Here is a 22,392-nt window from a genome sequence, read left to right on the forward strand (position 1 = left end):
TGAAGACTAGAGGTTTATATGGATCGGATCGAACTTGAATTGTACTTGAACAATCTCCTTGAAACCGCGCGCTTCAAGGACTATTGCCCCAATGGATTGCAGGTGGAAGGGCGTCGCCGGATCAATAAGCTCGCGACCGGCGTGACGGCTTCAGTAGCCTTTCTCGAGGCTGCGCTCGACTGGGGCGCGGACGCGGTGCTGGTCCATCACGGCTACTTCTGGCGCAACGAGGCGCCGCAGATCACCGGCCGCAAACATGCGCGGCTGAAGCTGCTGATCGCCAACGACCTGAACCTGTTCGCCTATCACCTGCCGCTCGACGACCATCCCGAGTTCGGTAACAACGCGCAGATCGGCGCGAAGATGGGCTGGATCAGCGACGCGCGCTTCGGCGAGAACGATCTCGGCTGGCTCGCCACGTTCCCGATGCCGATCACGCTCGCGCACTTCACGGCGCAAGTCGAGCAGACGCTCGGCCGCACGCCGCTCGTGTTCGGCGATCCGGATCGCGAACTGCGTCGCGTGGGCTGGTGCACGGGCGCGGCGCAAGGCATGTTCGACGCCGCGATCAATGCCGGCGCCGACGTCTACCTGACCGGCGAAGTGTCCGAGTCGGTCATGCACACCTCGGCGGAAAGCGGCGTGGCGTTCCTCGCGGCCGGCCATCACGCCACCGAGCGTTTCGGCGTGCAGGCGGTGGGCAAACATCTGTCCGAGCAGTTCGATATCGAACACGTGTTTATCGATATCCCGAATCCCGTCTGAATCAAAACTCGGCATTAGATAAGAAAAAGGCACGAATAACGCAGAGGGCGCTTAAAAGGGGGTGCGAAAAAGTTTGCGATCCGTACGGAGAAACCCTGACTTATCAAGGGGTTCGCACGGTTTTTGGCAATCGGGCCTTGTAAATGCCGACTCCATTCGCGCAAACTAGCGGCGGTAGAAGCGACGTGAAGGAAAAATCCAACTCAGAAGTGGGGCGTGTAATGCGAGACAAGGAAGATGAACGCGTCGACGGCGGCCGCCGTACCTGGCTGATAGCGACGACCGTAGCAGGTGGCATAGGAGGCGTTGCCACTGTCGTACCCTTTGTTAGTTCGTTTGCACCATCTGAAAAGGCCAAGGCAGCAGGTGCCCCGGTCGAAGTCGATATTAGCGATCTCAAGCCCGGCGATATGAAGACTGTCGCCTGGCGCGGTAAGCCGGTGTGGATCATCAATCGCACCGACAAGATGCTCGCGGATGTCCAGAAAGCCGATAACGAAGTAGCGGATCCCCGCACCACGAATCCCTTTTCGATGCCGTTGCCGGAGTACTGCAACAACGAATTCCGTTCACGCACCGATCACAAGAATCTTTTCGTCGCCGTCGCCGTGTGCACCCATCTGGGCTGTACGCCGACGCCGCGCTTCCAGGAGGGCGCGCAACCCAATCTTCCCGACGACTGGCCAGGCGGCTTTCTGTGCCCGTGCCACGGCTCGACCTATGACATGGCCGGCCGCGTCTTCAAGAACAAACCTGCGCCGCAGAACCTCGACATCCCGCCTTACATGTTCACGTCGGCCACCGGCCTCGTGATCGGCAAGGACGAGAAAGGAGAAGCGTAATGGCGATCGAACATGAAGTAGAGACGACCGGGCTGGTCGGCTGGATCGACCGGCGCTTCCCCATGACGTCCACGTGGAAGAAGCACGTTTCCGAGTACTACGCGCCGAAGAATTTCAACTTCTGGTACTTCTTCGGTTCGCTCGCGCTGCTGGTGCTGGTCAATCAGATCGTCACCGGCATCTTCCTCACCATGAACTACAAGCCCGACGCGACCCTCGCGTTCTCGTCGGTCGAGTACATCATGCGCGAGGTGCCGTGGGGCTGGCTGATCCGTTATATGCACTCCACGGGCGCGTCGATGTTCTTCGTCGTCGTGTATCTGCATATGTTCCGCGGGCTGATGTACGGCTCGTACCGCAAGCCGCGCGAACTGGTGTGGGTCTTCGGCTGCGCGATCTTTCTGTGCCTGATGGCAGAAGCATTCTTCGGCTACCTGCTGCCGTGGGGCCAGATGTCGTTCTGGGGCGCGCAGGTGATCGTGAACCTGTTCTCGGCGATTCCGCTCATCGGGCCGGATCTGTCTTTGTGGATTCGCGGCGACTACGTCGTGTCGGACGTCACGCTGAACCGCTTCTTCGCGTTTCACGTGATCGCGATCCCGCTGGTGCTGATCGGACTGGTGGTTGCTCACCTGGTGGCGCTGCATGAAGTGGGCTCGAACAACCCCGACGGCATCGAGATCAAGGCAAAGAAGGGCCCGGACGGCATTCCGCTCGATGGCATTCCGTTCCACCCGTACTACTCCGTGCACGACTTCATGGGCGTGTCGGTGTTCCTGATGATCTTTGCGGCGATTATTTTCTTCGCACCGGAGATGGGCGGGTATTTCCTTGAAGCGAATAACTTCATCCCCGCCAATCCGCTGCAAACGCCGCAGGAAATTGCGCCAGTGTGGTACTTCACCGCTTTCTATGCGATGTTGCGCGCCACCACCGATCCGTTCAAGATCGTGCTGATGATCATCATCGCGCTGCTTGGCCTGGTTGCTCTTGTGCGCGCGCGCGGCAAGTGGAAGCTCGGTCTGCCGTTGCTCGCGGTGCTGGTGATTGTGGCCATGGCGTTCACCGAATCGAAGTTCTGGGGCGTGGTGGTGATGGGCGGCGCGGTGATTTCACTGTTCTTCCTACCCTGGCTCGACCGCTCGCCGGTGAAGTCGATCCGGTACCGGCCGTTTTTTCACAAGGTGTTCTACGGGATCTTCGTGCTCGCTTTCCTGACGTTGGGCTTCCTCGGCACCAAACCGCCGTCGCCCGCCTCGACGTTGATTGCGCAGATCTGTGCGCTGATCTACTTCGCGTTTTTCCTCGGTATGCCCGTCTGGACGCGGCTTGGCACGTTCAAGCAGCCGCCCGAGCGGGTGCGGTTCAAGCCCCACTAATCGCGAGCCAGGAGAACATAAAGATGAAAAAACTGCTTTCGACGTGCGCGCTGATCGGCGCGACACTGCTCGCGGTGCTGGCCGGACCGGCGCACGCGGACGAGAATTTCCCTCTCGACCGCGCGCCCGATAACGCGGAGAATTTTGCGTCGTTGCAGCATGGCGCACAATTGTTTGTAAACTATTGCCTGAATTGCCACAGCGCGAATCTGATGCGCTACAGCCGGCTCACCGACCTCGGCATTGCGCCGAGTGAAATCCAGTCGAACCTGTTGTTCACCACGGATAAAATCGGCAACACCATGACGGTGGCGATGCGCCCGGACGACGCGAAAGCGTGGTTCGGCGCGAGTCCGCCGGATTTGTCGGTGGAAGCGCGGGCGCGTGGCAAGGACTGGCTGTACACGTATCTGCGCAGCTTCTATCGCGACAATACGCGGCCGACCGGCTGGAACAATCTGGTGTATGAAAACGTGAGCATGCCTCACGTACTGTGGCAGCTTCAGGGGCAACGTACCGCGAAGTTCGGTGACGAAGTCGACGAAAAAACAGGCGAAACGGTGCACAAATTTGTCGGCTTCCAACAGGTCACGCCGGGGACGATGTCGCCGGTAGATTATGATTCTGCTGTGGCCGACCTCGTGTCGTACCTGTCATGGATGTCCGAACCGACGCAGAAAACCCGCAAACAGCTTGGCGTGTGGGTGCTGATGTTCCTCGGCATTCTGAGCTTTTTCGCCTGGCGACTGAACGCCGCGTACTGGAAACATATCAAATAATCACGCCGTCACCCGGCGTGGGGCCGGCGCCAGGAAAAACCTGTTGAACGGTTTTTCCGCGCGCTGGCCTTTCAGCTTTTTGAGGAAACGTAAATATGATGGTTCTGTATTCCGGCACAACTTGCCCGTTCTCCCAGCGCTGCCGGCTGGTGTTGTTCGAAAAGGGCATGGACTTCGAGATCCGCGACGTCGACCTGTTTAACAAGCCGGAAGACATCGCTGTGATGAATCCGTATGGTCAGGTGCCGATTCTCGTGGAACGGGACCTGATTCTGTACGAATCGAACATTATCAACGAGTACATCGACGAGCGCTTCCCGCATCCGCAACTGATGCCGGCCGATCCGGTTCAGCGCGCCCGTGCCCGCCTGTTTCTGCTCAACTTCGAAAAGGAACTGTTCGTCCACGTCGGCACCCTCGAAAACGAAAAGGGCAAGGCCGCTGAGAAGAATCACGAGAAGGCGCGTCTCGCGATCCGCGATCGCCTGACGCAGCTCGCACCGATCTTCCTGAAGAACAAGTACATGCTCGGCGAAGAGTTCTCGATGCTGGACGTCGCGATCGCGCCGTTGCTGTGGCGTCTGGATCACTACGGCATCGAGCTGTCGAAGAACGCTGCACCGCTGATGAAGTACGCCGAGCGCATTTTCAGCCGCCCGGCTTATATCGAAGCGCTGACGCCTTCGGAAAAGGTGATGCGTCGTTGAGTTTGGCTTTGGGGTGAGGGCGCCGCGTCTCGATTGTTTTCCGTGCGCGCCCAAACCCGGTAAGAGGACTGTTGATGCAAGAGATTTCCACCAAGCCTTATCTGCTGCGCGCGCTGTACGAATGGTGCACGGATAACGGCTATACACCGCATATCGCGGTTCGGGTCGACAATCAGACGCGCGTGCCGCGTCAGTTCGTGCGTGATAACGAGATCGTGTTGAACATCAGCTTCGAGGCGACCAGCCAGTTGCAGATGGGCAACGAATGGATCGAGTTCAGCGCGCGCTTCTCCGGCAAGTCGCACAAGATCGAAGTGCCGATCGCGAATATTCTCGCGATCTATGCGCGCGAAAACGGGCAGGGCATGGCGTTCCCGGTCGAATCGGCGGGCGGCGAAGCGCAGGATTCAGGCACCGACGCGGAACTGGCGGACGAAGCCGAGTCGACGGTTGTGCCCGTCAGCGTGGCGCCGCGTGCGGTCGAAACGTCGTCTCCTGCCGATGCCGCCAAAGCGGAAAGCGCGACCGACGGTCCGCAGCCCGATGATGACGGTTCGAAAGGCGGCGGAAGGGCTCGCCTTAAGATCGTGAAATGAAGTAGAATCACGGCCTCATGCCGGCTTAGCTCATCAGGTAGAGCGCTTGACTTGTAATCATGAGGTGGCGGGTTCGAGTCCTGCAGCCGGCACCAGTAGTACGAAAACGGGTTTCTGATTAATTTCAGAAACCCGTTTTTTTATTTTGGGCGACGATCGGGGGCGTTAAACGTTCGGATAACGTCGGGTTCCATGAAGGAAAGTGCCCTGAAGGATAATCGGCGTTCAAAAATTGCTCTGTCGCGACTGGGGCCGGGGCGTGGAATACCGCGCGCGGCTTGCTGGCCGGGCATTCGACGATTCTCACGTAGCGCCGGCCGCCATGTTGGCGGCGTGCGTACGCGGTGGGAAGCGGGCTCCGTTTTTCCGAATCTTCTTCACCTTGTCGATATTGGACTTTTTTGTCTGCCAATCGGTCACGCCACAATCACCAGACACGCCGGTGACGGTGCACTGGCAATCCGGTGAGGTAGATTCAGCATGCCGCTCGCAGCGTCGATATTCAAACGCAAGATGTTGTCCGTCTGATGATTGATGACGTGCAGGCTGCCGCCGTTCGGCGCAAATACCAACCCAAGCGGCGCGCTTACGTCCTCGTTCCATGACTGAACCGGGACTAGTTTCCCGCTGCCGCTGTCGATGCGAAACACCAGGATAGTGCCGACGAGCGAATCCTCCTGTGCCGCGCGGCGGTAGGCAGCGTAGAGAAAGTGTCCTGAGGGATGCAGCGCGAGTGCCGTGGGTGTTCCAAGGTTGAGCCCATCGCCATCCGCCGGGGCGACGGAAATCGTGTTCAGCTTTTGCCCGATAACACCGAGCCTTGCATCGTAGTCATAGCACGCTACCGTTGCGGAAAGCTCGTTGAGCACATACAGCCACCGGCCTGCGGGATGTATCGCAAGCGCGCGCGGGCCGCTGCCGGGCAGCGTCGCGATACGTCCGGACGCGGTCAGTTGGCCATCGGCGAGGTTCAACACGCTGAGCCGATCGCAGCCAAGGTCTGCACTCAGAACATGTTCGCCCGTTGAATTGAACAACACCATCTGCGGATGTGCGGCGCTTTGGCGTGTGCGATCCGGTCCACAGCCCGTTTCCTTCAGAATTCCGGATACAGTGCCGAGCCGTCCATCGGCGCCGATGGACATGACGTTGTAGGCGCCACCACCAGACAGCGCGACCACCAGCGAGCGGCCGTCAGGTGAGATTGCCGCATGCGAAGGCAGGGTGCCCGAAAGCGACAGCGGCTGCCGGTCCAGCAACGATAAGCACCCGTTGAGCGGATCGATTGCGTAGGCTTCGACACTTCCCGTGCACAACCCCTGATGAAGCTCTATTCGGTTGACGGCATACAGGACGCGCCCGGACGGATGAAGCGCGAGAAACATAGGCTGTTCGCTTTCCACGACCTGGACCCGCCGCCAGCTGCCGCGCGTGATGGCGAATACATGAATGCCGGGTCGCGTGTCCGTCGCCGCGCGGCGGTGATCGCCCACCCCGCTCAAAGCACTGTCCACTGTACTCACGTAAGCAAAGCGCGCTTGCTTTACCGTTTGAGTCGATCCAGGCGGGCTACTGCCAGCTTGCCCGTTTGCCGCATGGACGTTTGCACTGGGCGATGAGGCGAGTACACCGAGCGCCGGCAGTGCCGCGCCAGCCTGTATGAAGCGGCGGCGCCCCGGGCGCAGAGTCAAGATCCGCTCCGAAGGGAGCCTGGCCGTATCGACATGGCATGATGAAAGATGTTGTTCGGATCGTACCGGCGCTTCACGTCTTGCAGAAACGCATAGAGTCCGTTGTCCCCGTAATACAGATGCGGCCAGAACGGGTACGTGAGCATATCGACGTCGGGGTAGTTGATATAGCAGCCCTCATAGCGCTCGCCCGGATAAGGCGTGCCGTCATAGCGGTGATCCATGCCGCCGTGCGCGGAATAGACCGCGCGATACAGATCTCCAATCCAGCGCACATGCGCAGCGTCATCTTCCGGCTTTCGCCAGTAGGTCTGGTATTGCAGCTTCATGATCGAGGCGCGCTGTGGAACAGCGGTCGTGCTGGCGAGTTCGGCGCGATTGATGGCGCCGCCGTACGAATCAACCTGAACCAGCGACTGGCTCAAATCGAGATCCGGCACGTTTTGCGTAAGGTGCGCGTATAGGCGCGCGATCTCATGGTCCGTGAAGTTGTGCTTCATATAAGCGGACTTGTACTTGCCGCGTTGGTTAGGCCCTGAGCCGTTCAGATCCTGCGTCGCGGTTAGCCAGTCATAGCGTGTTACGGTGTGCGATTGCGAGCACAGCAGTTGTCCGCCCGACCGGTGCGCCGGTCCGTAGCCGGGCGGCCCGGTCTTGACCGGCACCGGGTCGCACGCCCTGAAGCGGTCGAGGAAATCGTTCAGTAAGGTGAGATCGCGGCAAGTACCGTCCGGGTCGCAAAACTGGCAGAGCAGCACGATCTGCCCGGCCGAACGATGGGTGAGTTTGAGTAGCGAGAACAGACCCCACGTGTCCGGATGGGTTCCGCGCGTTTCCCAATATTCGCCGTACGCACGCAGCAAGGCGGTAAAGCGCGCCTCGCTCATGTCCGCCCAATCGAACGCGACGCTGGCGATGGCAACTTCGGAAGGCGGGCGCGGCAATTGTGCAAACGCGTATTCGGTCACCACGCCGAAGTTGCCGCCGCCGGCGCCCCGGCATGCCCGGAACAGATCCGGATCACGCTTTGCGTCGACGCTGCGCGACAGGACTTTGCCGTACGCATTGACGGTGACGAGGTCCACACCGGTCAACCAGTCGACGGTCAGTCCGTGCAGCCGCGACAGCAACCCGTAGCCCCCACCGGAGATGTGTCCGCCCACCCCGACCGAATAGCATGAGCCGCCGGGTAGCGTGACGCCGTGGCGCTTATACAGATCCAGGCAGCCGTTCCAGTTCTGCGTGCCCGCTGCGATGCGAAAACTTCCGTCCTGTCCGACCCTTGAGCCGCTCAGCAGACTGAGATCGATCAGGGTACCGCCGGGATTGTTCGAGACGAAGTCTTCGTAGCAATGGCCGCCGCTGCGGATCGTTGGCCGGGATCCCGCGTTGACACAGCGTTGCAGCGCAGTGGCAACGTCCTCCATGCTTTCGCACAGTTCGATGCGCGCGGCTGTCTGGGCTTCCGTGGCAGGCCAGCGCAGATTGAACCCTTTCGTCAGGGTGCGGTAGCGCAAATCATCACGTGTCACGCTGATCATGAACACTCTCTCGTTTGACAATGGGTCCGACGGTAGTTGGGGGCGCTGTTCGCGTCAATTGCGCCTGATTGCCGCAGTGGGTGCCGGGAGGGGCCCCCGGCCACGCGACGATAGTGAATTGCGTCCCGCGAACACGATCGGGAGAGGTACTATTCGGGCGTCAGTCGGCATCGCAAGAAAATCACTCCGGCGGGCAACGCCCCCCGAGACGCGACGTTTCACCGCGTCACTCCCGCAACACAGACCCCACCTTCATCATGACCAGCCTCGCAACCATCACCTGGCCCGAAGCCGACGGCCCCCGCTCTGCGCGTTGGCGCTCCGAAGCCGCGGTGCCGCCACCCAGGCGCGTCGTCGTCGCGGACGACCGCACGACCGCCGACTCGGCCTATCGCCTCGCCTGTGAAGGAACCGCTCTACTGTGGAATGGTGATTTTCAGAACGCCCGCCAATTGCTGCAGGCGGTCACGCGCCGGCTGGAGCGCAAGCCGCGCAAGCAGGGCGAAACGCCGCTTGACGCGTTCAACCTGCATCGTCAGGCACAGTCGCAACGTGCCCGCACGCTCGGCATGATCCTGATTCCGCTCGACGCGGCCTACGCAATTCCGCTGCGCCGCGCGCCGGAAGTACAGCAGGCCTGCATTGAAACCTACGGGCCGTCTACCGACGAACCATCGGTCGTGTCGCTGCGCGAATTGCTCGGTCTGATCGGTGCGCACGAGTGGCGCAAGAAGGGCGTGGAGATTCCCGCGCTGGGTGAGCGCATCCATCCGCACTACGGTGTGTTTTCACCGGTGCGAGGTGAATATGTGGATCTGGTCGCGCGCACGCCTTTGCCGTCGTTGAACAAGGCGTTCGATATCGGCACCGGTACGGGTGTGCTGGCTGCGCTGCTCGCCAAACGCGGCGTGAAGAAAGTCGTCGCGACTGATCAGGACCCGCGAGCGCTGGCCTGCGCGCGCGAAAATCTCACGCGCCTTGGCTACGATCAGCAAGTCGAGATCGTGCAAGCCGATCTGTTTCCGGAAGGCCGTGCGCCGCTGGTGGTCTGCAATCCGCCGTGGGTGCCGGCGCGGCCCGCCTCGCCGATCGAATACGCGATCTACGATTCGGAAAGCCGCATGCTGCTCGGTTTTCTGGACGGGCTGGCGGAGCATGTGTCGCCGGGCGGAGAGGGCTGGCTGATCATGTCGGACTTCGCGGAGCATCTCGGATTGCGTACGCGCGAGTGGTTGCTTGCCGCCATTGAAAAGGCGGGGCTGACCGTGGTGGGTCGCGAGGATATTCGTCCGCGGCACCCGAAGCCGACCGATGAAACCGACGCACTGCATACGGCGCGCATGGCTGAAGTGACGTCGCTCTGGCGTCTGAAGGCGCGCTGAACGGCTGCGCGCGATGGAACGCGATGGTGCGCAGCAATCGGGCCCGCAGCGTTGCTCGAGACTGCGGCCATGCGAGATCCATTGCATCGGCACCGGATTCGCGGGCTAGACGAGACGCCGCTGAAAAACGGCGTGTCAGACCGGCACGCCGCGCGCCTTCAGATAAGCCACTGCGCCGCGTCCGGCCGCGAGGCCGCTGGCGAAGCAGGCGGTCAGCAGATAACCGCCGGTCGGCGCTTCCCAGTCGAGCATTTCACCCGCGCAGAACGCGCCGGGCAGATGCTCGATCATCAAATGTTGACCCAGCGCTTCGAAAGGGATGCCGCCCGCGGTGCTGATCGCTTCCTCGATAGGCCGGGTGCGCGTGAGTCGCACCGGCAGCGCTTTGATCGCGTGTGCGAGGCCATTCGCATCGGCGAAGGCTTCCTTCGACAGAATCTCGTGCAATAAGGCCAGTTTTACGCCTCCAATGCCGACTCTGCCATGCAGGTGAGTCGACATGGAGCGTGAACCGCGTGGTCGCGTGACCTCGGCAACGACACGCTCCAACGTCAAGCCTGGCGCCAGGTCCAGCGCGATCGTGACGTCGCCGTCGGCGAGAATCCGCTCCCGGATGGCTGCGGACAGCGCGTAAATCAGGCTCCCTTCGAGGCCCGTTTCGGTCAGAAGTATTTCACCTTGTCGATTGTGGACTTTATTGTCTACATCGGTGAGCATGATGGCCACGGATTTCACTGGCTGACCGGCGAAACGCTCGCGCAGATAGGGGCTCCAGTCCGCATCGAAGCCGCAGTTTGCGGGCCGCAATGACGTCACCGGCACTTCGCGTGCGCTCAAGAGCGGCACCCATGCGGCGTCCGATCCAAGCCGCGGCCAGCTTGCGCCGCCGAGTGCGAACACTACGGCATCGCAGGTCGCGCGTTGCTCGCCGTCGGGTGTTTCGAAGCGCAACGCATGCGCCGCGGTGTTCCCGTCATCGGTGTCCCAACCGGTCCACTTGTGGCGCATGTGAAAGCGCACGCCCGCTTCCCTCAACCGATGCAACCACGCACGCAGCATCGGCGCCGCCTTCATATCGGTCGGAAAAACCCGCCCCGAACTGCCGACGAAGGTTTCGACGCCAAGCCCATGTAGCCAGGCTCGCAATGCGTCGGGACCGAACGCGTCGAGTAGCGGCGCGATTTGTTCGCGGCGCGCGCCGTAGCGGCCAAGAAACGGCTCGAGCGGTTCCGAATGCGTGATGTTCATGCCGCCTTTGCCCGCCATCAGGAATTTGCGGCCCACGGATGGCATCGCGTCGTAGACGTCGACTTGTACGCCATGCAGAGCGAGCGCCTCGGCGGCCATCAAGCCGGCGGGGCCGCCGCCGATCACGGCGACGCGGGCAGAATCGAAGGAGGATGACATGCGGTCCTGCGGATGAGCGGAGGGGCGGCGCGTTGGCCCGATCCGACAATCGGGCGGCGCGAAGGGCGCTATTTTCACACCGTCGGCAACGCAGGGCAAACTGGGCAACCGGCGACCTGCGACCGGTCAACGAGCTAACGGGCCAGCGCGAGCTAACGGCCGAAAAGAGCTGGGTTCGGGCGTATCGCAAGCTCCTGCGCTCACGTTCGCTCCTTTGTTATTCACTCACGCGAACTATACTTTTCAAACACCTTCCACCGGACGCAGTCCGCTTCTTCCCCGCGTCACACTACCCCACCGCTCTCATTTCGCCCGACACGGCCAATGCAGCCGCGTCGCGGCTGGCGACGTGGTTTGCGCGCCCGCTGTTTGTCTGGATGTTTCGACGTTTGATCAAGGAGACTGCCATGACTCGCAAATACATCGACTGCCGCGAGTTCCCGAGCGAAACGAAATGCACCGTTGCCCTCTCTGCCGACAGCGAGAGCGAATTGCTCGACGCGGCTGTGCAGCATGCCGTGACGGTACACAAACATGCGGACTCGCCGGAACTGCGTGACCAGCTCAAGACGCTGTTTCATGACGGCACGCCGCCGGTCGAAGCCCCGCGCGCGTGATTTGTTGATCTTCTTTGAGGACAGATGCCGGCCGATCAGTTCGAGTGGCTGTGAGCCGCTCGAACGGGTCGCGGCGTTGCGTGGGCGTTCTAGCCGGGGTAGGCCTCATCCACCTTCAGGCCGGCCAGCTTGAAAATGACTCGCAGCGTTTGCGGTTTGATGTCGCGACGTGAAGCGAGCGTTGTCATCACGAAGTCGAGTACTTTCGCGTACTTGAGCATCGTCAGGCACGTCTCCATGTCGACACTGCCATCGCGCATGACTTCGGCCAGCCGCAACATTTCGGAGGAGATGTCGCGTGCCATTTCCAGTTCGAGCTGCTGCTTCTCCGACCACGCGGGCGTGGCGGTGAGCTTGGCCAGCATTTCCTGAAATTTCTGTTCGACGTTTCCGTTGGGTACCGTGTCCATCGCTGCCTCTTCTATTATCCAGGCGCGCGTCCGTTTGAGATCGCGGCGCGCTGCCGGTTACGTAACGTTCAGTCCGTGTTCCGGGACCGTCCTCCCCACATGCATTCGGTTCGCGTGATCAATGCCACGGCCGGCAGGCTGTTGTTATGCGCGACACGGCTTACGCCATCGAGTGAGCCGGCCTGCAAGATGCTTTGAAACCACGTTGGAAACGTCCTGCGTACTGCTTTTCGAGCAGGAAGTGTTCCAGGTTTGCGGTGTTTCTCGCATGTTCGATGCGGCTCCTCAGGTGAGCGGCCCGCGCTTTGGGTAAACTGGCAGCAACTTTTCCTTTTTTCCGTCACCTGTCGCACGTTCGCGTTGCAATCAATGGCGGTTCCCCACGATGTCCAGCAAAACCCACGAAATCCGTCCGAACCAATCCGTCGAGCTCTTGAAGGAGCTTCATATCCTGACGCGCGACGGCAAGATGAACCAGGACAGCCGCCGAAAGCTGAAGCAGGTCTATCACCTGTTCCAGTTCATCGAGCCGCTGCTGAAAGACCTCAAGGATCAGCAGGGCGCGGTGACGCTCGTCGATCATGGCGCGGGCAAGTCATATCTAGGTTTTATCCTGTATGACCTGTTCTTCAAGGAGTTTCACGACGCCGCTGGTGGGGCGTCGCACATTTACGGCATCGAAACGCGCGAGGAACTGGTGACGAAATCCGAGGAGCTGGCCGAGCGGCTGGGCTTCAAGGGCATGTCGTTCCTGAATCTGTCGGTCGCGGAGTCCATCACTTCGGAGCGCTTGCCGGCACAGATCGATATCGTGACGGCGCTGCATGCGTGCAATACCGCGACTGACGACGCACTCCGGTTCGCTCTGGAAAAGCACGCGAAGTACATCGTGGTCGTGCCGTGTTGCCAGGCCGAGGTGGCCGGGGTGCTACGGCAGAACAAGGGTAAATCGCTGGGGAATGCGTTGACCGAGATCTGGCGGCATCCGCTGCATACCCGGGAATTTGGAAGCCAGATTACCAACGTGCTGCGCTGCTTGCAGCTGGAAGCACATGGCTATCAGGTGAGCGTGACCGAACTGGTCGGGTGGGAGCATTCCATGAAGAATGAACTGATTATTGCGCAGTTCAAGGATCTGCCGAGGCGGCGGCCGGCCGAGAGGCTTAATGAGGTGATGGAGACGCTTGGCATCGAGGAGCTGAAAGAACGGTTTTTCGTCTCTGCCTGATCTTGTCCTGTAGCGGTGGCTTTTTCATGGCCACCGCACGAACTACCTTTTCATCAGATCATTCCAACCTTTAAGACCAATGCGCCGCAGGGTTTCCTGATTCCGCTCATAAATAGCTTCAGCATCGGGAAAAGCCTGAACCGCCCGTTCAATACTATCTTCGCGAAGCAGATGCAAAATCGGGTAGGGCGCCCGATTCGTGTAATTCTCAATATCGTCGGGTTTACTGCCTTCAAACTGATATTGAGGGTGAAAGCTCGCAATTTGGATAATGCCTTCCAGCCGAAGTTGTTTGATCATTCTTTCGGCAAAAAACAGGCAATCGTTATAGTCGAGAAAATCGCCGAGCGCCCGCGGTAAAACCAGAAGCGTGGTATCCACTGTTTCAGGATTTGCCGCGACGAGCGCCTGAATTTCGTTTTCGAGATCGGTTAAAACCCCTTCCATATTCACTGCGTCGCTCACGGCATAGCGAATCTGGTCCTTCACATGCACGGCCTTGGCAAAAGGGCACAAATTGAGCCCAATCACGGCCTCTGTTAGCCAGTGACGAGTGGCGGTGATAACAGCGTCATGAGATTCGGCAGGCGACGACATAGCAAGCAGCGAAAGGGGAAAGTGCCATTCTAACGGCGCGGAACCGTACCGATCCGCGCTCTGCCGCAACAGGAGGTCAAAAACTTTAACGTGCCGCTGACGCGCCGCACGCTGCGGCGATCAACTGCGCCGCCACCTTCGGTGCGGCAAGGATCGGCCCGCAGCCCGGGCCGTAGGTCTGGCTGGCCGCATACACGCCTTCGATCATCAAACCCAGCCCGTTGGCCAGCGCCACGGGATCGTCGGCGCCTGCCGCAGTCGTCAGTTCCAGAAGCCGCGCCATCAGCCGTTCCTTGTTGCGAAACACGAATTGCCGTGCCGGATGCGCCGCGTCGGGAAACTCCACCGAGACATTCACGAAAGGACAGCCGCGGTAGTCGTCGATCGATGCGCGCACCGCCAGGTCGTCGAAATATTGCTGAAGCTGCCTGGCCGGCTCGCCGGGATGCTTCGCAAAGCTCTTCTCTACATAGCCGAAAAACTGCTCGTCCTTGCGCTCCAGATACGCCAGCACCAGGTCGTCTTTCGACGAAAACTGGCGATACAAACTCATCTTGTTCACGCCCGCGCGCTCGACCACCGTGTCGATGCCGACCGCTCGCACCCCCTCGCGATAGAACAGTTCGTCCGCGGCGCGCAACAGATTCTGCTGCGCCTGCGGGCCGGCCGTCTGCGCGCCGCGCGTTCGCCGTGCACGGGCTGGCTTGAGGGTTTCACTGTTGGACATGGTGTGCCACCTGGATTGAACTAACGCCTTGACATGTTACCGACCAGTAACTAATATCGCAACACTCATTGTGACTGATCTGTCACAAGTCCTTTACCGAAATCGTAATAGTGCGAGCGGCGCGGCCTTCGGGCAGGCGTCGATTGGAGAACCGATGAACTGGGCAGCGAGACTGATTGGCGGACGTTTCCACTACGGCTGGTTGACGGTCGCGGTGGTGTTTCTGGTGTTGCTGGCGGCGGCCGGCACGCGTGCTACGCCGAGCGTGATGATGGTGCCGCTGGAGCATCAATTCGGCTGGAGCCGCGCGACAATTTCGCTCGCGATCTCCGTGAACATTGCGCTCTACGGTCTGATGGGGCCGTTCGCGGCCGCGGCAATGCAGCGCTTTGGCGTGCGTCCTACTTTGCTGATCGCGCTCGGCACGATGGCGGCGGGCGTGGCGTTGTCGTCGCTGATGACGCACCCGTGGCAGATGATTCTGATCTGGGGCGTGATGGTCGGCGGCTCGACCGGGGTGGCGGCGCTGTCGTTGTCGGCAACCGTGGTGACACGCTGGTTCACCACGCATCGCGGCCTCGTGATGGGGATTCTCACGGCCAGTTCGGCGACCGGCCAACTGGTGTTCCTGCCGATGCTCGCGGCCATCGCGGAGCATTACGGGTGGCGCCAGGTGGTGTGGGTCGTCGCGGGCGCGGCGGCGATCGTATTACCTCTGGTCGCGTTTCTGTTGCCGGAGCGGCCCGCGGATATGCAACTGCGCCCATTCGGCGAACCGGCCAACACGCCGATCTCCACCACTGTCACCAAACAGAACCCGCTGGCCATCGCCTTCGGCACGCTTGCCATGGCGAGCAAGCGGCGCGATTTCTGGCTCCTGTTCTTCAGTTTCTTTATCTGCGGCGCGAGCACCAATGGTTACGTCGGCACGCACCTGATCGCCATGTGCGGCGACTACGGCATGACCGAAGTGCAGGGCGCTTCCTTGCTCGCCGCGATGGGCATCTTCGATCTGTTCGGCACGACGCTGTCGGGCTGGCTGTCGGACCGCTTCAACAGCCGCGTGCTGCTGTTCTGGTACTACGGCCTGCGCGGTTTGTCGTTGATGTATCTGCCGCACGCGTTCGGTATCGATTTCTTCGGCCTGCCGCTCTTCGCGGTGTTCTACGGACTCGACTGGATCGCCACCGTGCCGCCTACCGTGCGTCTCGCGACCGATGCCTTCGGCAAGGAGTCGGCGCCGGTCGTGTTCGGCTGGGTGGTCGCCGGCCACCAGCTCGGCGCGGCTTTCGCGGCGCTCGGCGCGGGCATGCTGCGCGCGAGCCTCGGCACGTACACGGTGGCGTCGATGATTTCTGGCGGACTGTGCCTGGTGGCTGCCATGATCGTGCTGCGGATCAACCGGCCGGCCAAGGTGCCGGAACCGCAAGCGGCGTGAAGCTGCGCCTCGGTGCGCGGTGAACGAAGCGAATCTGCATAAACGGCCTCTCATGAGGCCGTTTTGCCATTGCAGCCAATACGAAAACTAACTGCGCACTTGTTGGAGCGCGAGCGGCCCAGCCCGGTTATGCTATGAGACCCCGGGCAACCGCCCGTCGATCATGAATTTCGACCGAGAGAAGCGCATGACCAACAAACCCGCCCCTACCGCAGTTGCCATTCACGAGCTGATTGCAGGTCGCTGGAGCCCGCGCGCGTATTCGAGCGAGCCGGTGAGCCGCGAAAATCTGCATTCGGTGCTCGAAGCGGCACGCTGGGCGCCGTCTTCGTATAACGCGCAACCGTGGCGTTTCCTCGTATTCGACCGCAGCGTCGATGAAGTCTCGTTCAAGCAGGCTTTCGCCACGCTGGTGCCGTTCAATCAGGGCTGGAATGCGTCGGCGCCGGTGCTGATCGCAGTGACCACGTATACGCTCACCAACAAAGGCGAAGTGAACCGCTGCGCGCCTTACGACGCGGGTGCAGCGGCGATGGCGCTGGTGCTGCAGGCGCACGCGCTCGGTCTCGCCGCGCATCAGATGAGCGGCTTCGACCCGCACGCGTTTCGCACGGCGTTCAAGCTGCCGCACGACGTCGACGTGATCGCCATCATTTCACTCGGCCATTACGGCGACGTCGATAAACTCGATCCGGTGCTGCGTGAGCGCGAAAAGTCGGTGCGTCAGCGTCTGCCGCTTGCCGATATTGCCTACGGCGGTGGTTGGAAGAAGGCGTTCTGAGCGCTTTGCGGCCTCGGTGGTGATAAAAACGCGCGGTGTTGACCGCGCGTTTTTTATTCCGCATGGTTCGCGAAGCTTTAGGGCGCGCGATTCATTCCACGACGCTCGAAAGCGGCGTGGCGACATTCTCGAGCGACTTGCGCTCCGCGTCGACGCCCCAGATCGCCGCGATCACCGCAGCGGCGAGCATCAGCCCTGAGCCGACCAGATAGCCCAGAAACACTTCGCTACGCTGATGCGTGTCGATCAGCCGTCCGAAAAACGCCGGTCCAATGATGCCGCCCAGCGCTGTGCCGAATGCGTAGAACACTGCGATCGCTAGCGCGCGGATTTCCAGCGGAAACGATTCGCTGACCGTCAGATACGCCGAACTCGCCGCCGCCGAGGCGAAGAAGAAGACCACCATCCACGCGATCGTCTGCGTCACAACGGTGAGCATCTGCTGTTCGAACAGGTAGCCGCTGAGCGTCAGCAGAATGCCGGACAGCGCATAAGTCGAAGCGATCATCTTGCGCCGCCCGATGACGTCGAAGAACCGGCCGAGCACCAGCGGTCCAAGGAAGTTGCCGAGCGCGAAGGGCAACAGATACCAGCCGATATGGTCGCCCGGCACGCGATAGAAATCGGTTAGCACCAGCGCGTAGGTGAAAAAGATCGCGTTGTAGAAGAAAGCCTGCGCGGTCATTAGCGACAGGCCGACCAGCGCACGCTGCCGGTGCACATTGAAAAGCGTGTGAAACACCTCGCGCAATGGCGTATGTCCGCGCGCCCGCAGCTTTAACTGCGTGAGGCTGTCGTCGGCGAGCGCATGGCCCTCATGGCGAAAGCGCGTTTCGATGCCGTCGACAATCGAGCGCGCCTCGCGTTCGCCGCCGTGCGTCAGTAGCCAGCGCGGACTTTCGGGCACCCAGATCCGCATCGGCAAAATCCCCAGCGCCAACACCGCGCCGATGAAGAAACAGGCGCGCCAGCCCCAGTCGCCTGGCAGCAGATTCGGATCGAGCAGGACCAGCGAGCCCGCCGCGCCGAGTCCCGCGCCGACCCAGAAGGTGCCGTTGATGCCGAGATCGGTCCAGCCGCGCACCCGTGCGGGCGTGAACTCCTGAATCGTCGAATTGATCGCCGTATATTCGCCGCCGATGCCCGCGCCGGTGAGAAAGCGAAATAGCAGGAAACTGGCGAGATTCCACGAGAAGGCGGTTGCTGCGGTGGCGGCCAGGTATACCGCGAGCGTGGCGAAAAACAGCTTGCGACGGCCGAGCCGGTCGGTCAGCCAGCCGAAGCCGAGCGCACCGAGCACGGCGCCGGCAATATAAGCGCTGCCGGCGAGGCCCACGTCGGCGTTGGTAAAGCGCAACGATGGGCTAGATTTCAACGCACTTGCCACTGCGCCCGCCAAGGTCACTTCGAGACCGTCCAGCAGCCACGTCACGCCCAGCGCGACAACGATCAGCGAGTGAAAGCGTCCCCACGGCAAACGGTCGAGTCGCGAGGGCAGGTCGGTTTCAATGACGGCGGCGTTTTTCTCGTGGACAACGGCGGTAGGCGGCGCGCTCATTGCTGCAAGTCTCCTGATTGCTGAAATTTGGCGGCGTATCCTGTCGAATTCAGCAATTTTTGTTCCGTCGAGCGGATTCTGAACAGGGTTGCGGGCATCCCGAAAAGCGTCAGTTGATGCTGATTGGGCTTTCGTGATACAAAGCCGCTCCCCTTTCTGTCCGCGCCAGCCGTGAGCGGCGATTCCTGCCATGAACTATTGCGCGATTGACTTCGGTACTTCCAATTCGGCCGTGGCCGTCCCAGACGGCGCTGCGCTTAAGCTTGCGCCGGTCGAGGGCGCCTATACGACGCTGCCGACCGCCGTCTTTTTCAACACCGACGAAAACACCCGAGAGTTCGGGCGCTCGGCGTTGGCGGCGTACATCGACGGTTTCGACGGCCGTCTGATGCGCTCGATGAAAAGTATTCTCGGCTCGCCGCTCGCCGAGAACTCGACCGATCTCGGCGACGGCTCGGCGATCAAGTACACGGACATCATCGCGATTTTCGTCGACCACCTGAAGCGCTCGGCGGAAAAAAGCACCGGCGGGCCGATCAGCCGCGCCGTGCTGGGCCGCCCGGTGTTCTTCGTCGACGACGATCCGCGCGCGGACCAGATGGCGCAGCAGCAGCTCGAAGCGGCGGCGCGGTCAGTCGGATTGCGGGAGATTCACTTCCAGTATGAGCCGATCGCGGCCGCGTTCGACTACGAATCGCATCTGACGGAAGAGGGGCTCGTGCTGGTGGCCGACATTGGCGGGGGTACGTCGGACTTTTCGCTGGTGCGGGTGGGGCCGGAGCGGATGACACGCGTCGAGCGTAAAGACGACGTGCTGGCCCACCACGGCGTGCACGTCGCAGGGACCGATTTTGACCGTCGTGTCGAACTGGTGACAATCCTGCGCGAACTTGGCTATCAGGCGCTCGACCCTGAAGGCCGGGAGATTCCGAACCGCATTTATTTCGATCTTGCGACCTGGCACCTGATCAACACCGTCTACGCACCCAAGCGCGTCAGCGAACTCGCGCTCATGCGGCATCTGTTCACCCAGGTCAAACATCACGACCGCCTGATGCGCGTCGTGGAGCGCCGCCTGGGCCATGCATTGGCGGCTCATGCCGAAGAGGCGAAGATCGGCGTGGCGGCGGGCGGCGAGACCGTGATCGACCTCGACGAGGTGGAAGACGACCTGCGCCTCGCATTCGACGAAGCACAACTCATCAAGGCCGGGCAGGACGAGACGCTGCGCATCGTGCAGGCGGCACGGGATACGGTGCAGGCGGCCGGCGTGGCACCGCGCGACGTCAACGCGATTTACTTCACGGGCGGCTCGACTGGATTAGCGTTTTTATCCGGGGCATTGGCGGCGGCATTTCCGGATGCCAAAGCAGTATTCGGCGACCGTCTTGCCAGCGTCGCGACAGGTCTTGGTATTCACGCGCGACGTCTGTTCGGATAACCCGACTAACCAGCCGCATACTGCGCAGATAATCGCCGCATGCAATTGCGACAGATATAAAAAAACCCCGCCAAGGCGGGGTTTTTTGCGTCCAGAAGGAAGCGTGCTTGCTTACACCGGCTTGATGTTAGCAGCTTGCTTGCCCTTCGGGCCCGTCTTCACTTCAAACGTAACCTTTTGGTTTTCTTGCAGCGTCTTGAAGCCTTCCGTGCGGATTTCCGAGAAATGCGCGAACAGATCTTCGCCACCGCCGTCCGGCGTGATGAAGCCAAAGCCCTTTGCGTCATTGAACCACTTGACGGTACCGGTTTCCATATTACTTGTTCCTAAAGATGGTAAATAAGGCCGAAGCCCAATGGGTGCGCATGAAAATCAAGGAAGGGGGTAATGGGACCAACCGGAGTACCGTTGATGGGCGAACTACGAAAGACCAATTCACTCGCCGCTTGAAATCCTGCCCGAACGTTATACGGCGATTTCGGGAGAAGGTCAACACTCTCATCCCAATTTTACAAGTTTTTGACGGATTGGCGTAGAAATTGCTTACAAACCTTGCTATTCGTCCGAAAATTTTGCCAGGGAGAACCCTTGGTTTCGCTGCATCGTGCGGGTGCAACCGTTAAACTACGCGCCGCACGACGGTTGCACCTGATTGGGATGAGCCGTCGCGAAAGCATGCGCGTCACCTCGTCCTCAGCGCCACAAGCGATGTCACGCGGTGCCGGCATAGTTCTGCTGCAACTCGCATGGGGCCGGAGTAACTGCTACAGCACTAACTCCGGCCGACACACAGTGTATGGGGCCAGAGTCAGTGCTAAAGCGCTAACTCTGGTCGACACAGGAGAAGATGTGAAAAGTTCTATTCAACGGAACATCGGACCGGTCGCGCTGTTGCTGACCGGCTTGGGTTCGATCATCGGATCGGGCTGGCTGTTCGGCGCGTGGAAGGCTGCAAAAATTGCCGGGCCTGCTGCCATTTGTGCATGGATCATCGGCGCGGTTGTGATTCTCGCGATTGCATTGACCTACGCAGAACTCGGCGCGATGTTCCCTGAGTCCGGCGGCATGGTGCGCTACGCACGCTACTCGCACGGTGCGCTGGTGGGTTTCATCAGCGCATGGGCCAACTGGATCGCCATCGTCTCGGTGATTCCAATCGAGGCTGAAGCATCCATTCAGTATATGAGTACCTGGCCGTATCCATGGGCGCATGCGCTATTCGTGGACGGGTCATTAACGACAAATGGGCTATTGCTGTCCGCGGCCCTCGTGATCATTTACTTCCTGCTGAACTATTGGGGCGTGAAGCTGTTCGCACGCGCCAATTCGGCGATCACGGTCTTCAAGTTCCTGATTCCGGGTGCGACGATTGCTGGTCTGATGCTGACGGGCTTCCACAAGGAAAACTTCGGCGAAGCGAGCACCTTTGCGCCGTACGGCTGGTCGGCTGTGCTGACGGCTGTGTCGACGAGCGGCATCGTGTTCGCTTTCAACGGTTTCCAGAGCCCGATCAACCTCGCGGGTGAAGCGCGCAATCCGGCCAAGAGCGTGCCGTTCGCGGTGATCGGCTCGATCCTGCTGGCGCTGGTGATCTACGTGCTGCTGCAGATCGCGTATATCGGCGCGGTGAACCCGAGCGACGTGATGAAGGGCTGGAGCCACTTCAACTTTGCTTCGCCGTTTGCGGAACTGGCGATCGCGCTGAACCTGAACTGGCTGGCTATCCTGTTGTACGTCGACGCATTCGTCAGCCCGAGCGGCACCGGCACGACCTACATGGCGACGACCACCCGCATGATCTACGCCATGGAGCGCAACAACACCATGCCGAAGATGTTCGGCAACGTGCACCCGTTCTACGGTGTGCCGCGTCAGGCGATGTGGTTCAACCTGCTGGTGTCGTTCATTTTCCTGTTCTTCTTCCGTGGCTGGAGTTCGTTGGCGGCGGTGATCTCGGTCGCGACCGTGATCTCGTACCTGACTGGCCCGATCAGCCTGATGGCACTGCGCCGCGCGGCGACGGATCTGGAGCGCCCGCTGAACATTCCGGGCATGAAGATCATTGCCCCGTTCGCATTCGTGTGCGCCTCGCTGATCCTGTACTGGGCGAAGTGGCCGCTGACCGGCGAAATCATTCTGTTGATGGTCGTCGCACTGCCGGTGTACTTCTATTTCCAGGCGAAGTCGGGTTTCGGCGGCTGGGGGCGTGACCTGAAGGCTGCATGGTGGCTCGTGGCCTACCTGCCGATTATGGCGATCCTGTCGCTGATCGGTAGCAAGGAGTTTGGCGGTCACGGCATCCTGCCGTACGGCTGGGACATGCTGGTGGTGGCCGCGTTCTCGCTGGTGTTCTACTACTGGGGCGTGAATAGCGGCTACCGTTCGGAATACCTCGAAGAGCGTCAGACGCACGACGAAGTGCTCGAAGGCATCGGCGCACATTAAGAAACGCTAACAGAATGAGCCAAAGGGGTTGCTCACCCGAATCGCGCTCTGCTGTCCTCTT

General features: G+C 60.7%; 22 protein-coding genes and 1 tRNA gene. 14 read left to right on the top strand and 9 right to left on the bottom strand.

All coding sequences use genetic code 11. The features are described from left to right. Positions 1-18 precede the first annotated feature (18 nt). The 7 genes from KHO23_RS26365 to KHO23_RS26395 all read left to right on the top strand — a co-directional run bounded on the left by KHO23_RS26365 (position 19) and on the right by KHO23_RS26395 (position 5,163). Positions 19-765 carry a Nif3-like dinuclear metal center hexameric protein gene (locus tag KHO23_RS26365; protein WP_054036638.1) on the top strand — a complete coding sequence of 249 codons (747 nt, stop codon included), beginning with the start codon at positions 19-21 and terminating at the stop codon, positions 763-765. A 221-nt stretch (positions 766-986) separates the two neighbouring features. Next, entirely contained in the window at positions 987-1,607 is a 621-nt protein-coding gene (gene petA, locus KHO23_RS26370; protein ID WP_211614532.1) for a ubiquinol-cytochrome c reductase iron-sulfur subunit, read from the top strand. Further along, positions 1,607-2,986, top strand: coding sequence for a cytochrome b (locus KHO23_RS26375; protein ID WP_211614534.1), 1,380 nt, complete (start codon positions 1,607-1,609; stop codon positions 2,984-2,986). The genes petA and KHO23_RS26375 overlap by 1 nt, the downstream gene beginning before the upstream one ends. A 23-nt stretch (positions 2,987-3,009) precedes the next feature. Continuing rightward, positions 3,010-3,765, top strand: coding sequence for a cytochrome c1 (locus tag KHO23_RS26380; protein WP_211614535.1), 756 nt, complete (start codon positions 3,010-3,012; stop codon positions 3,763-3,765). Between the two features lie 95 nt (positions 3,766-3,860). Continuing rightward, positions 3,861-4,472, top strand: coding sequence for a glutathione S-transferase N-terminal domain-containing protein (locus KHO23_RS26385; protein ID WP_006052302.1), 612 nt, complete (start codon positions 3,861-3,863; stop codon positions 4,470-4,472). A gap of 74 nt (positions 4,473-4,546) precedes the next feature. Beyond that, positions 4,547-5,068, top strand: a complete 522-nt coding sequence (locus KHO23_RS26390; RefSeq protein ID WP_211614536.1) for a ClpXP protease specificity-enhancing factor — start codon at positions 4,547-4,549, stop codon at positions 5,066-5,068. A 19-nt stretch (positions 5,069-5,087) separates the two neighbouring features. Further along, positions 5,088-5,163, top strand: a tRNA-Thr gene (locus tag KHO23_RS26395). A gap of 29 nt (positions 5,164-5,192) precedes the next feature. On the opposite strand, the gene KHO23_RS26400 is transcribed toward KHO23_RS26395, so the two are convergent. The 3 genes from KHO23_RS26400 to KHO23_RS26410 are packed head-to-tail and all read right to left on the bottom strand — an operon-like array spanning position 5,193 to position 8,300. After that, positions 5,193-5,480 carry a hypothetical protein gene (locus KHO23_RS26400; protein WP_211614537.1) on the bottom strand — a complete coding sequence of 96 codons (288 nt, stop codon included), beginning with the start codon at positions 5,478-5,480 and terminating at the stop codon, positions 5,193-5,195. A gap of 4 nt (positions 5,481-5,484) precedes the next feature. Then, positions 5,485-6,759 carry a lactonase family protein gene (locus tag KHO23_RS26405; protein ID WP_211614538.1) on the bottom strand — a complete coding sequence of 425 codons (1,275 nt, stop codon included), beginning with the start codon at positions 6,757-6,759 and terminating at the stop codon, positions 5,485-5,487. Next, positions 6,756-8,300, bottom strand: a complete 1,545-nt coding sequence (locus KHO23_RS26410; RefSeq protein WP_211614539.1) for an FAD-binding oxidoreductase — start codon at positions 8,298-8,300, stop codon at positions 6,756-6,758. Before KHO23_RS26410 ends, KHO23_RS26405 begins: the two co-directional genes overlap by 4 nt. Positions 8,301-8,557: 257 nt before the next feature. On the opposite strand from KHO23_RS26410, the gene KHO23_RS26415 reads away from it, so the two are divergent. Continuing rightward, positions 8,558-9,682, top strand: coding sequence for a methyltransferase (locus KHO23_RS26415; protein WP_211614541.1), 1,125 nt, complete (start codon positions 8,558-8,560; stop codon positions 9,680-9,682). Between the two features lie 135 nt (positions 9,683-9,817). On the opposite strand, the gene KHO23_RS26420 is transcribed toward KHO23_RS26415, so the two are convergent. After that, a complete protein-coding gene (locus tag KHO23_RS26420; RefSeq protein WP_211614543.1) occupies positions 9,818-11,089 on the bottom strand; it encodes a TIGR03862 family flavoprotein in 1,272 nt (423 codons plus the stop codon). Positions 11,090-11,496: 407 nt separating this feature from the next. On the opposite strand from KHO23_RS26420, the gene KHO23_RS26425 reads away from it, so the two are divergent. Continuing rightward, positions 11,497-11,706 (top strand): DUF1059 domain-containing protein, encoded by a 210-nt coding sequence (locus KHO23_RS26425; RefSeq protein WP_211614545.1) that lies wholly within the window; start codon positions 11,497-11,499, stop codon positions 11,704-11,706. An 89-nt stretch (positions 11,707-11,795) separates the two neighbouring features. On the opposite strand, the gene KHO23_RS26430 is transcribed toward KHO23_RS26425, so the two are convergent. Next, entirely contained in the window at positions 11,796-12,116 is a 321-nt protein-coding gene (locus KHO23_RS26430; RefSeq protein WP_211614547.1) for a type II toxin-antitoxin system HicA family toxin, read from the bottom strand. 385 nt (positions 12,117-12,501) lie between these two features. Between KHO23_RS26430 and KHO23_RS26435 the strand changes: the two genes are divergently transcribed. Further along, the gene (locus tag KHO23_RS26435) at positions 12,502-13,344 is read left to right on the top strand and encodes a class I SAM-dependent methyltransferase (RefSeq protein WP_211614549.1); all 843 of its coding nucleotides are present in this window, start codon (positions 12,502-12,504) and stop codon (positions 13,342-13,344) included. 42 nt (positions 13,345-13,386) lie between these two features. On the opposite strand, the gene KHO23_RS26440 is transcribed toward KHO23_RS26435, so the two are convergent. Together KHO23_RS26440 and KHO23_RS26445 are read right to left on the bottom strand one after the other, a co-directional pair. Next, a complete protein-coding gene (locus KHO23_RS26440) occupies positions 13,387-13,941 on the bottom strand; it encodes a DUF1415 domain-containing protein (protein WP_211614551.1) in 555 nt (184 codons plus the stop codon). A gap of 85 nt (positions 13,942-14,026) precedes the next feature. Further along, positions 14,027-14,668, bottom strand: coding sequence for a TetR/AcrR family transcriptional regulator (locus tag KHO23_RS26445; RefSeq protein WP_211614553.1), 642 nt, complete (start codon positions 14,666-14,668; stop codon positions 14,027-14,029). A 154-nt stretch (positions 14,669-14,822) separates the two neighbouring features. Here KHO23_RS26445 and KHO23_RS26450 point away from each other — a divergent pair, with 154 nt between their 5' ends. Both KHO23_RS26450 and KHO23_RS26455 read left to right on the top strand, forming a co-directional pair. Next, complete coding sequence (locus tag KHO23_RS26450; RefSeq protein ID WP_211614555.1) at positions 14,823-16,106, top strand: MFS transporter; 1,284 nt, start codon at positions 14,823-14,825, stop codon at positions 16,104-16,106. A gap of 187 nt (positions 16,107-16,293) precedes the next feature. Then, positions 16,294-16,887 (top strand): nitroreductase family protein, encoded by a 594-nt coding sequence (locus tag KHO23_RS26455; RefSeq protein WP_211614557.1) that lies wholly within the window; start codon positions 16,294-16,296, stop codon positions 16,885-16,887. A 91-nt stretch (positions 16,888-16,978) separates the two neighbouring features. On the opposite strand, the gene KHO23_RS26460 is transcribed toward KHO23_RS26455, so the two are convergent. Next, entirely contained in the window at positions 16,979-18,445 is a 1,467-nt protein-coding gene (locus tag KHO23_RS26460; RefSeq protein ID WP_211614559.1) for an MFS transporter, read from the bottom strand. A gap of 190 nt (positions 18,446-18,635) precedes the next feature. On the opposite strand from KHO23_RS26460, the gene KHO23_RS26465 reads away from it, so the two are divergent. Beyond that, positions 18,636-19,886 (top strand): Hsp70 family protein, encoded by a 1,251-nt coding sequence (locus KHO23_RS26465; RefSeq protein ID WP_211614561.1) that lies wholly within the window; start codon positions 18,636-18,638, stop codon positions 19,884-19,886. A 111-nt stretch (positions 19,887-19,997) separates the two neighbouring features. Here KHO23_RS26465 and KHO23_RS26470 read toward each other — a convergent pair whose 3' ends face one another. Beyond that, the gene (locus KHO23_RS26470; protein ID WP_007180251.1) at positions 19,998-20,201 is read right to left on the bottom strand and encodes a cold-shock protein; all 204 of its coding nucleotides are present in this window, start codon (positions 20,199-20,201) and stop codon (positions 19,998-20,000) included. A 534-nt stretch (positions 20,202-20,735) separates the two neighbouring features. Between KHO23_RS26470 and KHO23_RS26475 the strand changes: the two genes are divergently transcribed. After that, the gene (locus KHO23_RS26475; protein WP_211614563.1) at positions 20,736-22,331 is read left to right on the top strand and encodes an APC family permease; all 1,596 of its coding nucleotides are present in this window, start codon (positions 20,736-20,738) and stop codon (positions 22,329-22,331) included. The last annotated feature ends 61 nt before the right edge of the window (positions 22,332-22,392 follow it).

The organism is Paraburkholderia haematera (assembly GCF_905220975.1).
Classification (GTDB): domain Bacteria; phylum Pseudomonadota; class Gammaproteobacteria; order Burkholderiales; family Burkholderiaceae; genus Paraburkholderia; species Paraburkholderia haematera.

Bases quoted from the DNA above. Each gene is read 5' to 3' on its own strand.
- KHO23_RS26365 (WP_054036638.1), top strand. From the start codon at position 19: ATGGATCGGATCGAACTTGAATTGTACTTGAACAATCTCCTTGAAACC.
- KHO23_RS26460 (WP_211614559.1), bottom strand. From the start codon at position 18,445: ATGAGCGCGCCGCCTACCGCCGTTGTCCACGAGAAAAACGCCGCCGTC.
- KHO23_RS26435 (WP_211614549.1), top strand. From the start codon at position 12,502: ATGTCCAGCAAAACCCACGAAATCCGTCCGAACCAATCCGTCGAGCTC.
- KHO23_RS26470 (WP_007180251.1), bottom strand. From the start codon at position 20,201: ATGGAAACCGGTACCGTCAAGTGGTTCAATGACGCAAAGGGCTTTGGC.
- petA (WP_211614532.1), top strand. From the start codon at position 987: ATGCGAGACAAGGAAGATGAACGCGTCGACGGCGGCCGCCGTACCTGG.
- KHO23_RS26390 (WP_211614536.1), top strand. From the start codon at position 4,547: ATGCAAGAGATTTCCACCAAGCCTTATCTGCTGCGCGCGCTGTACGAA.
- KHO23_RS26445 (WP_211614553.1), bottom strand. From the start codon at position 14,668: ATGTCCAACAGTGAAACCCTCAAGCCAGCCCGTGCACGGCGAACGCGC.
- KHO23_RS26450 (WP_211614555.1), top strand. From the start codon at position 14,823: ATGAACTGGGCAGCGAGACTGATTGGCGGACGTTTCCACTACGGCTGG.
- KHO23_RS26430 (WP_211614547.1), bottom strand. From the start codon at position 12,116: ATGGACACGGTACCCAACGGAAACGTCGAACAGAAATTTCAGGAAATG.
- KHO23_RS26380 (WP_211614535.1), top strand. From the start codon at position 3,010: ATGAAAAAACTGCTTTCGACGTGCGCGCTGATCGGCGCGACACTGCTC.
- KHO23_RS26420 (WP_211614543.1), bottom strand. From the start codon at position 11,089: ATGTCATCCTCCTTCGATTCTGCCCGCGTCGCCGTGATCGGCGGCGGC.
- KHO23_RS26415 (WP_211614541.1), top strand. From the start codon at position 8,558: ATGACCAGCCTCGCAACCATCACCTGGCCCGAAGCCGACGGCCCCCGC.
- KHO23_RS26465 (WP_211614561.1), top strand. From the start codon at position 18,636: ATGAACTATTGCGCGATTGACTTCGGTACTTCCAATTCGGCCGTGGCC.
- KHO23_RS26410 (WP_211614539.1), bottom strand. From the start codon at position 8,300: ATGATCAGCGTGACACGTGATGATTTGCGCTACCGCACCCTGACGAAA.
- KHO23_RS26440 (WP_211614551.1), bottom strand. From the start codon at position 13,941: ATGTCGTCGCCTGCCGAATCTCATGACGCTGTTATCACCGCCACTCGT.
- KHO23_RS26375 (WP_211614534.1), top strand. From the start codon at position 1,607: ATGGCGATCGAACATGAAGTAGAGACGACCGGGCTGGTCGGCTGGATC.
- KHO23_RS26425 (WP_211614545.1), top strand. From the start codon at position 11,497: ATGACTCGCAAATACATCGACTGCCGCGAGTTCCCGAGCGAAACGAAA.
- KHO23_RS26455 (WP_211614557.1), top strand. From the start codon at position 16,294: ATGACCAACAAACCCGCCCCTACCGCAGTTGCCATTCACGAGCTGATT.
- KHO23_RS26385 (WP_006052302.1), top strand. From the start codon at position 3,861: ATGATGGTTCTGTATTCCGGCACAACTTGCCCGTTCTCCCAGCGCTGC.